This window comes from Acidimicrobiales bacterium, assembly GCA_035546775.1.
Lineage (GTDB): Bacteria > Actinomycetota > Acidimicrobiia > Acidimicrobiales > JACCXE01 > JACCXE01.
The window spans coordinates 1-7,179 of sequence record DASZWD010000028.1; the positions used below are offsets into that span (position 1 = coordinate 1).

The 7,179-nt window shown below is 70.6% G+C and carries 7 protein-coding genes; 1 reads left to right on the forward strand and 6 read right to left on the reverse strand.

Going from position 1 to position 7,179, the window contains the following annotated elements:
• The first annotated feature begins 53 nt into the window (after nt 1-53).
• The gene (gene pseI / locus VHC63_05615; protein HVV36062.1) at nt 54-1,106 is read left to right on the forward strand and encodes a pseudaminic acid synthase; all 1,053 of its coding nucleotides are present in this window, start codon (nt 54-56) and stop codon (nt 1,104-1,106) included.
• On the opposite strand, the gene VHC63_05620 is transcribed toward pseI, so the two are convergent.
• The 6 genes from VHC63_05620 to nadA all read right to left on the reverse strand — a co-directional run.
• On the reverse strand, nt 1,103-2,023 hold the full coding sequence (locus VHC63_05620) for a glycosyltransferase family protein (protein ID HVV36063.1): 921 nt from the start codon (nt 2,021-2,023) through the stop codon (nt 1,103-1,105). The two genes, pseI and VHC63_05620, sit on opposite strands and share 4 nt — an antisense overlap.
• On the reverse strand, nt 2,020-2,961 hold the full coding sequence (locus VHC63_05625) for a Gfo/Idh/MocA family oxidoreductase (GenBank protein ID HVV36064.1): 942 nt from the start codon (nt 2,959-2,961) through the stop codon (nt 2,020-2,022). Before VHC63_05625 ends, VHC63_05620 begins: the two co-directional genes overlap by 4 nt.
• Nucleotides 2,958-4,226, reverse strand: coding sequence for an aminotransferase class III-fold pyridoxal phosphate-dependent enzyme (locus VHC63_05630; protein HVV36065.1), 1,269 nt, complete (start codon nt 4,224-4,226; stop codon nt 2,958-2,960). Before VHC63_05630 ends, VHC63_05625 begins: the two co-directional genes overlap by 4 nt.
• Nucleotides 4,223-5,299 (reverse strand): UDP-4-amino-4,6-dideoxy-N-acetyl-beta-L-altrosamine transaminase, encoded by a 1,077-nt coding sequence (gene pseC, locus VHC63_05635; GenBank protein ID HVV36066.1) that lies wholly within the window; start codon nt 5,297-5,299, stop codon nt 4,223-4,225. The genes VHC63_05630 and pseC overlap by 4 nt, the downstream gene beginning before the upstream one ends.
• Nucleotides 5,296-6,264: a UDP-N-acetylglucosamine 4,6-dehydratase (inverting) gene (gene pseB / locus VHC63_05640; protein ID HVV36067.1), complete on the reverse strand. Its 969-nt coding sequence runs from the start codon at nt 6,262-6,264 to the stop codon at nt 5,296-5,298. Before pseB ends, pseC begins: the two co-directional genes overlap by 4 nt.
• A 26-nt stretch (nt 6,265-6,290) precedes the next feature.
• The coding region (gene nadA / locus VHC63_05645) for a quinolinate synthase NadA (GenBank protein HVV36068.1) at nt 6,291-7,179 on the reverse strand (889 nt) is incomplete at its 5' end.

Consider the following 7,179-nt stretch of genomic DNA (forward strand, 5'->3'; position numbering starts at 1 on the left):
GAGGGGAGCGACGAGCAGGCGACGTGGCTCCGGTACGCTCGGGCGCGTTGACGATGGCAGAGATCACGATCGCCGGCCGCCCGATCGGGCCCGGTCACCCGAGCTACATCATCGCCGAGGTCTCCGCCAACCACGGCGGCGGCTTGGCGCAGGCCGAGCAACTCGTGCGGGCGGCGGCTGACGCCGGCGCCGACGCCGTCAAGCTGCAGACCTACACCGCCGACTCGCTGACCCTCGACTCCGACGCCGAGATCTTCCGCGTCGGCCAGGGCACGCTGTGGACCGGCCGCACGCTGCACGACCTGTACGAAGAAGCGCACACGCCCTGGGAATGGCACGAGCAACTGTTCGCGCTGGCACGCGACCTCGGCGTCGACATGTTCTCCTCGCCCTTCGACCGCGCCGCGGTCGAGTTGCTCGACCGCCTCGACGCACCGGCGATGAAGATCGCCTCGTTCGAACTCGTCGACCTCGAGTTGATCTCGCTGGCGGCGGCTACCGGGCGCCCGCTCATCCTGTCGACGGGCATGGCCACGGTCGAGGAGATCGACGAAGCCGTCGCTGCCGCGCGTCGCGCCGAGGCGAGCGGCATCGTGTTGCTGCGCTGCAACAGCGCGTACCCAGCGTCGCTCGACGAGATGAACCTGCGCACGATCCCCGACATGGCGCAGCGCTGGGGCGTGCCCATCGGGTTCTCGGATCACACGCTCGGTGTCACGGCGGCCATCACCGCGATCGCGCTCGGCGCCTGCGTGATCGAAAAGCACATCACGCTGTCGCGCAACGATCCGACCGCCGACGCGGCGTTCTCGCTCGAACCCGACGAGTTCGCTGCCATGGTGCGCGCCATCCGCGACGCCGAGTCGAGCCTCGGCACACCGACCTACGGCCCGTCCGAACACGAGAAGGCGAGCGTCGCGTTCCGGCGCTCGTTGTTCGTCGTCGCCGACATCGCCGCCGGCGAACAATTCACCTCCGCCAACGTGCGCTCGATCCGTCCCAGCAACGGCCTTGCCCCGAAACACCTGCCCGAAGTCCTCGGCCGCCACGCCGCACGGGCCTTGCCACGGGGCACGCCGCTGTCGTGGGACGTTGTCGCCGACTAAGGCGATAGGCCCACGAACGACAGATCGGTCACCTGCTGATCGGCCAACAGGGCGGTGCGCACGCTCGCTTCGACCTCGGCTCGCCGTGATGCATCGACGCTGATCGTCGCCGCGCCGACGCCGTCGACGACGGCGAGGTCGACTGTTCCCACGTCAGCGCCGTCGACTTCGACGACCCACGCGCGCGTCGACGCGTCGTCGTGGGGGACGGGCCGCAGGTGCACGGCGCCGGGAGCGGGCCGGTAGGCGCGGCCGGCGACGGCGAGGATGTCCCGCCAGCCGGCGTGCACGGGGTCGTCGAGGGCGGCGACGATCTCGCGCACGCGTGCAATGTCGTCTGCGGTGTCGACCGTCCAGCGTTCGTCGCCCAGCAGTTGGTCGTTGCACAGCGCGCGCAGCGTGAAGCGGCTGGTTCGGCGGTAGACGAACGGCGTGACGTGCTCGCGCTCGCTGGGATCGGCGGATTCGGCGTTGGCGGCCCTGAGTGCGTCCGCCGTGAGCACTTCGACGTCGAGGCCGTCGGGAAACGTGCGCACCAGCGAGTTCGACACGTAGTCGGCACCGGTGGTGCGGGCCAAGGCGATCGCGTCGTGCACGATCGCGGGGTCCGCCAGCGGGCAGTCGCCGGTCAGTCGCACCACCAGCTCCGCCGGGTAGGCGCCGAGGGCGAGGGCGTAGCGGCTCAGCACGTCGTGTTCCGAGCCGCGCACCACCGCGACGCCGGCCCTCCCGGCGACGGCGGCGACGGGATCGTCGGCCGGGGTGTCCGACGTCGCCACCACGAGGTGGTCGACGGCGAGCCCGGCGAGGCGGTCGAGCATGAAGCGCAGCATCGGGCGCCCCGCGAGGTCGGTGAGGACCTTGCCGGGAAGGCGAGTAGAGCCGGCGCGCGCCTGCACGACGCACAGCACGCTCATCCCGCCGCCCGGATCGCGTCGGCCAACGCCACCGACCGCGCCCCTTCAGTCGCGTCGACCGGCGGCGCGGCGTCGCCACGCACGAAGGCGACGAAGCGCTCGGCCTGCCGCACGTACGACTCGGTCACATCGGCCGACGCCGGCGACGCGTCGACACCCGCCGCCGTCTCCACCTCGAGCACGCCGCGGGCCCAGTCGAGGCGCAATGTCGCTGCGTCGCCGATCACTTCGACGCCGCGGCGATACCGGCGACTCAGGTAGTCGAGCGCCACTTCGGCGACGACACCGTCGTCGCGGCGCAGCAGGGCGCGCACGGTGTCCTCCACGTCGATCTCCAGCGGGCCGACGCGATCGACGACGGCACCGACGACGCGGAAGTCGCCGGCACCGCCGAGCCACACCAGCAGGTCGAGTTCGTGGATGGCGTCGAGCAGCACCCCGCCGCCGAGGTCGCGGCGCGCCGAGTACGTCTGGCGGTAGTCGACGGTCGGGCGCCAGTCGGGCAGCCAGCTGCCGAACCACAACCGCACGCTCGTGACGGTGCCGGCGCGCCCGTCGCGCAGCAGCGCCGCCAGCTGCTCCAGCGGCGCGTGCAGCCGCAGGTTGTAGCCCACCATCACGCGCCCATCCGCGGCGGCGACGATGGGCGCGGCTTCGGCCGACGTCATTGCCAGCGGCTTTTCGACCAGCACGCGTGCGCCCGTGGCGAGCGCCGCTGTTGCCTGCTCGGCGTGGAACGTCGTGGGGCTGGCCACGACGATGCCGTCGTGGTCGCCGAGGCGATCGAGGTCGAAGGGGATCGTGGCGAAGCCCGTCGCGTCCGCCCGCGCCGCGTCGGGGTCGGTGATCGTGACGCGCGCGCCCGCGGCGGCCAGGTTGCGTGCGTGCCGCGCGCCCGCGGAGCCGGCGCCGATGACCAGGACGCTCGCGTCCGTCACGGGGTGCGGAAGACGGGCTGCACCGGCGGGCCTTTGAGCAACGGAGCGACGTCGGCGCCGTCGGCCAGCGCGGCGAAGGCGGTGTCGAAGCCGCGCAGGGCGCGGGCGATGTCGTCGTCGGAGTGGCGGGCGCAGATGAACATCGAACCGTTGAACAGGGCGCCCTTTTCGACGAGGCACTGCTGCACCCAACTCTTGACGACGAGGTGATCGTCGCCGGCGAAGGCCACCACCGCTCGCTGCGGTTCGCCGCCGACGCGCACGCGCTCGCCGAGGCCGTGCGTCTCGATGCGCGCCGCGATGCCGTCGAGCATCGTCTTGCCCCGCGCCTCGATGGCGCGCAACACGTTGCCGTCGGCCAAGGTGTCGAGCACGACACGCGCCGCCGCCAGCGACAGCGCCTCGCCGCCGTGCGTACCGGAGAAGAACACGTCTTCGAAGACGCGCATGACGTCCCACGTGCCGCCCACCGCCGAGATCGGCATGCCGTTGCCAAGCGCCTTGCCGTAGCACGACAGGTCGGGCGTCACGCCGTAGCGCTCGCGCGCACCGCCGGGTGCGAGGCGGAACCCCGTGATGACTTCGTCGAAGACCGAGATGGCGCCGGCCGCCTTCGCCAGCTCGACGACGCCTTCGAGGAAGCCGGGTGCGGGCAGGTCGAGCGCGGCGGGCTCGACGATAACGGCGGCCACCTCGCCGCGATGCTCGGCCAGCACGCGTTCGAGATCGGCGAGGTCGTTGAACGCGAACGTCGACGTGAGCGCCTGCACAACCTTGGGCACGCCGCCGTTGCGCGTCGTCGTACCGATGTACCAGTCGTGCCACCCGTGGTAGCCGGCGACAAGAACCTGGTCGCGCCCGGTGCAGGCGCGCGCCCCGCGGACCGCCGCGCTCAGCGCGTCCGACCCGCTCTTGGCAAAGCGCACGGCTTCGACGCCGGGACACATCGCCACGATGCGCTCGGCCACCTCGACTTCGAGCGGGTGCATGAGCGTGAAGGTGATGCCGTCGTCGAGTTGTCGCTTGATGGCGGCGTCGACGTCGGGTTCGGCGTAGCCGAGGATGACGGGGCCGAGCGCCATCGGGTAGTCGACGTACTCGTTGCCGTCGACGTCCCACACGTGCGCGCCGGCGCCGCGTTGGAGGTAGATCGGGTTGACGCCCTGCACGAACTGCGTGGGGCTCTTGGACAGTGTCTGCGTGCCGAGGGGGATGACGCGCTGGGCGCGTTCCCACCACTTGCCGGACTGCTCAAAACTGGTCACAGCGCCTCCTCGAGCGTGCGGACCACGCGGTCCTGGTCGTCCTCGGTGAGGTCGGGATACAGCGGCAGCGAGAGCAGCCGGGCGTACGCGGCTTCGGTCGCGGGGTAGTCGGCCGGGTCGAAGCCGTCGGCGGCGTACAACGCATGTTGATATATCGGCACGAAGTGCACCTGCACCCCAATGTCGGCCGCGTGCATGGCGTCGTACACCCCGCGGCGGTCGTCCACGCGAATCGGGAACAGGTGATACGCGTGGCGCCAGCCGGCGGGCGCCGCCGGCGGCACCTCGACGGGCAGGTCGGCGAGCAACGTGCGGTAGCGGTCGGCGAGGGCGTTGCGGCGGGTGACGAACCGGTCGAGCTTGCGCAGCTGGGAAGTGCCCAGCGCCGCCTGCATGTCGGTGAGGCGGTAGTTGAACCCGAGCGTGGGCACCTCGTAGCGCCAGCGCTCTTCGTTCGGCGGTTTCACGATTCCGTGGGTGCGGAAGGCGCGCAAGGCGTCGGCGAGCTCGTCGGAATTGGTGGTGACGGCCCCGCCCTCGCCCGTCGTTATCGACTTCACCGGATGGAACGAGAAGGCGCACATGTCCGAGCGGGCGCAGTTGCCGACGGGGCCGTCGGGCGTCATGGCGCCGAGGGCCTGCGCCGCGTCCTCGATGATCACCCGCGGCCGGGTGGCGAGCGCGCCGAGGTCGACGGGCAGTCCGGCGAAGTGCACGGCGACGAGTCCGTCGACGGCGCCGACCCGCGCCGGGTCGAGGTTGAGGGTCGCCGGGTCGATGTCGACGAAGGTCACGCCGGCGCCGACGAAGCGGGCGCAGTTGGCGCTCGCCACGAACGACAGCGGCGAGGTGGCCACGGTGTCACCCGGTCCCAGGCCACCGGCCGCGACCGCGCCGTGCAGCGCGGCGGTGCCGTTGCTGAATGCCACCGCGTGCCGGGCGCCGACCGTCTCGGCCAGCGCGTCTTCGAACGCGGCCACCGCGGGGCCCTGGGTCAGCCAGTCGCCCTTGAGGACGGCGACGACCGCGGCGATGTCGTCGTCGTCGATCGACTGGCGACCGTAGGGAATCACGGCAGCATGGCCTTGAGTTCGTCGGGACCGAGCCAGCGGTCGTTGGTCTCACTCGAGTACACGAACTCACCGTCGAGCGGCACGCCCTCGGGCCAGGCGTCGCCCTCGGTCCACCACGGATGCTCGGGCAGCACGACGAACACCTCGCCGGCGTCGATCGAGTGGCGGCTCTCGTCGCTGGTGAGCAGCAGCTCGTGCAGCTTCTCGCCCGGGCGGATGCCGGTGACAACGTGCTCGGTATCGGGCGCCATCGCCTTGGCCAGATCGCCGATGTGCATCGACGGAATCTTCGGGATGAAGATCTCGCCGCCGCTCATGTTGTCCGCCGCGTACAGCACGAGGTCGACGGCCTGGTCGAGCGTGATCCAGAACCGCGTCATGCGCAGGTCGGTGATCGTGAGCTTGCCCTGCTTCGCCTGCTCGCGGAACAGCGGCACCACCGAGCCGCGCGAGCCGACCACGTTGCCGTAGCGCACGCACGACAGGCGCGTGCCCGACTGCGTGGCGTAGGCGTTGCCCTGCACGACGATCTTCTCGGCGCACAGCTTGGTGGCGCCGTAGAGGTTGACGGGATTGACCGCCTTGTCGGTCGACAGCGCCACCACGCGCGGCACCTTGGCATCGATGGCGGCGTCGATCACGTTCTGCGTGCCGTTGACGTTGGTCTGCACCGCTTCGGACGGGTTGTATTCGCACGCCGGCACCTGCTTCATCGCCGCCGCGTGCACGACGAGATCGACCCCCTGCGCGGCGCGGGTGGTGCGGACGCGGTCGCGCACATCGCCGATGAGGTAGCGCACCTGCTGATCACCGAAGCGCTTCAGCATCTCCGACTGCTTCAGCTCGTCGCGCGAATAGACGCGCACGACGGCGTCGGGCCACTGCTGGGTGATGCGGCTGACGAACGCGTTACCGAACGAGCCGGTACCGCCGGTGAGCAGGATGGTGGCGCCCGAAAGGTCCATCCGGCCATTCTGCCTCGCCGGTTGGCTCAGACGATCGACAGCATCCGCTCGAGCGCCACCTTGGCCCACTTGGTCGTCTCAGGGTCAACGGTGATCTGGTTGACGACGTTGCCGGCCACGAGTTCTTCGAGCACCCACGCCAGGTGCGGCGCGTCGATGCGGAACATCGTCGAGCACGGGCACACCAGCGGGTCGAGCGACACCACCGTCTTGCCGACCGTCTCGCGCGCCAGGCGGTCGACGAGGTGCACTTCGGTGCCGATACCGATGACCGATCCCTCGGGGGCGGCGGCGACGGCCTTGATGATGAAGTCGGTCGAGCCGACCTGGTCGGCGAGCTCGCACACCTCGTGGGCGCACTCGGGATGCGTGATCACGATGCCGTCGGGGTGCTGCTGGCGGAACGCCGCGATGTGGTCGGTGCTGAAGCGCTGGTGGACCGAGCAGTGGCCCTTCCACAGCAGGAACGTGCCGTCCTTGACGGCGGCTTCGTCGAGACCGCCGAGTTCGAAGCGGGGGTTCCACAGCCACATCGACTCGGCGGGGTAGCCGAGCTGGAAGGCGGTGTTGCGCCCGAGGTGCTGGTCGGGGAAAAAGAGGACCTTCGTGGCGGGGCCGTGCTGGGCCAGCGCCCACGTGACGACGGCGCGGGCGTTCGACGACGTGCACACCGCACCGCCGTTGCGCCCCACGAACGCCTTGAGGGCGGCGGAGGAGTTCATGTAGGTGATCGGGACGACGGCGGTGATGTCGGTCACGTCCGCGATGGCATCCCATGCCTCTTCGACGCTGTCGATGTCGGCCATGTCGGCCATCGAGCAGCCGGCGTTGAGGTCGGGGAGGAGCACCTTCTGGTGATCGGCGGTGAGGATGTCGGCGGACTCGGCCATGAAGTGCACGCCGCAGAACACGATG

Excerpts from the sequence above, each read along its gene's own strand:
- pseI (HVV36062.1), top strand. The coding sequence starts at position 54 with ATGGCAGAGATCACGATCGCCGGCCGCCCGATCGGGCCCGGTCACCCG.
- VHC63_05620 (HVV36063.1), bottom strand. The coding sequence starts at position 2,023 with ATGAGCGTGCTGTGCGTCGTGCAGGCGCGCGCCGGCTCTACTCGCCTT.
- pseB (HVV36067.1), bottom strand. The coding sequence starts at position 6,264 with ATGGACCTTTCGGGCGCCACCATCCTGCTCACCGGCGGTACCGGCTCG.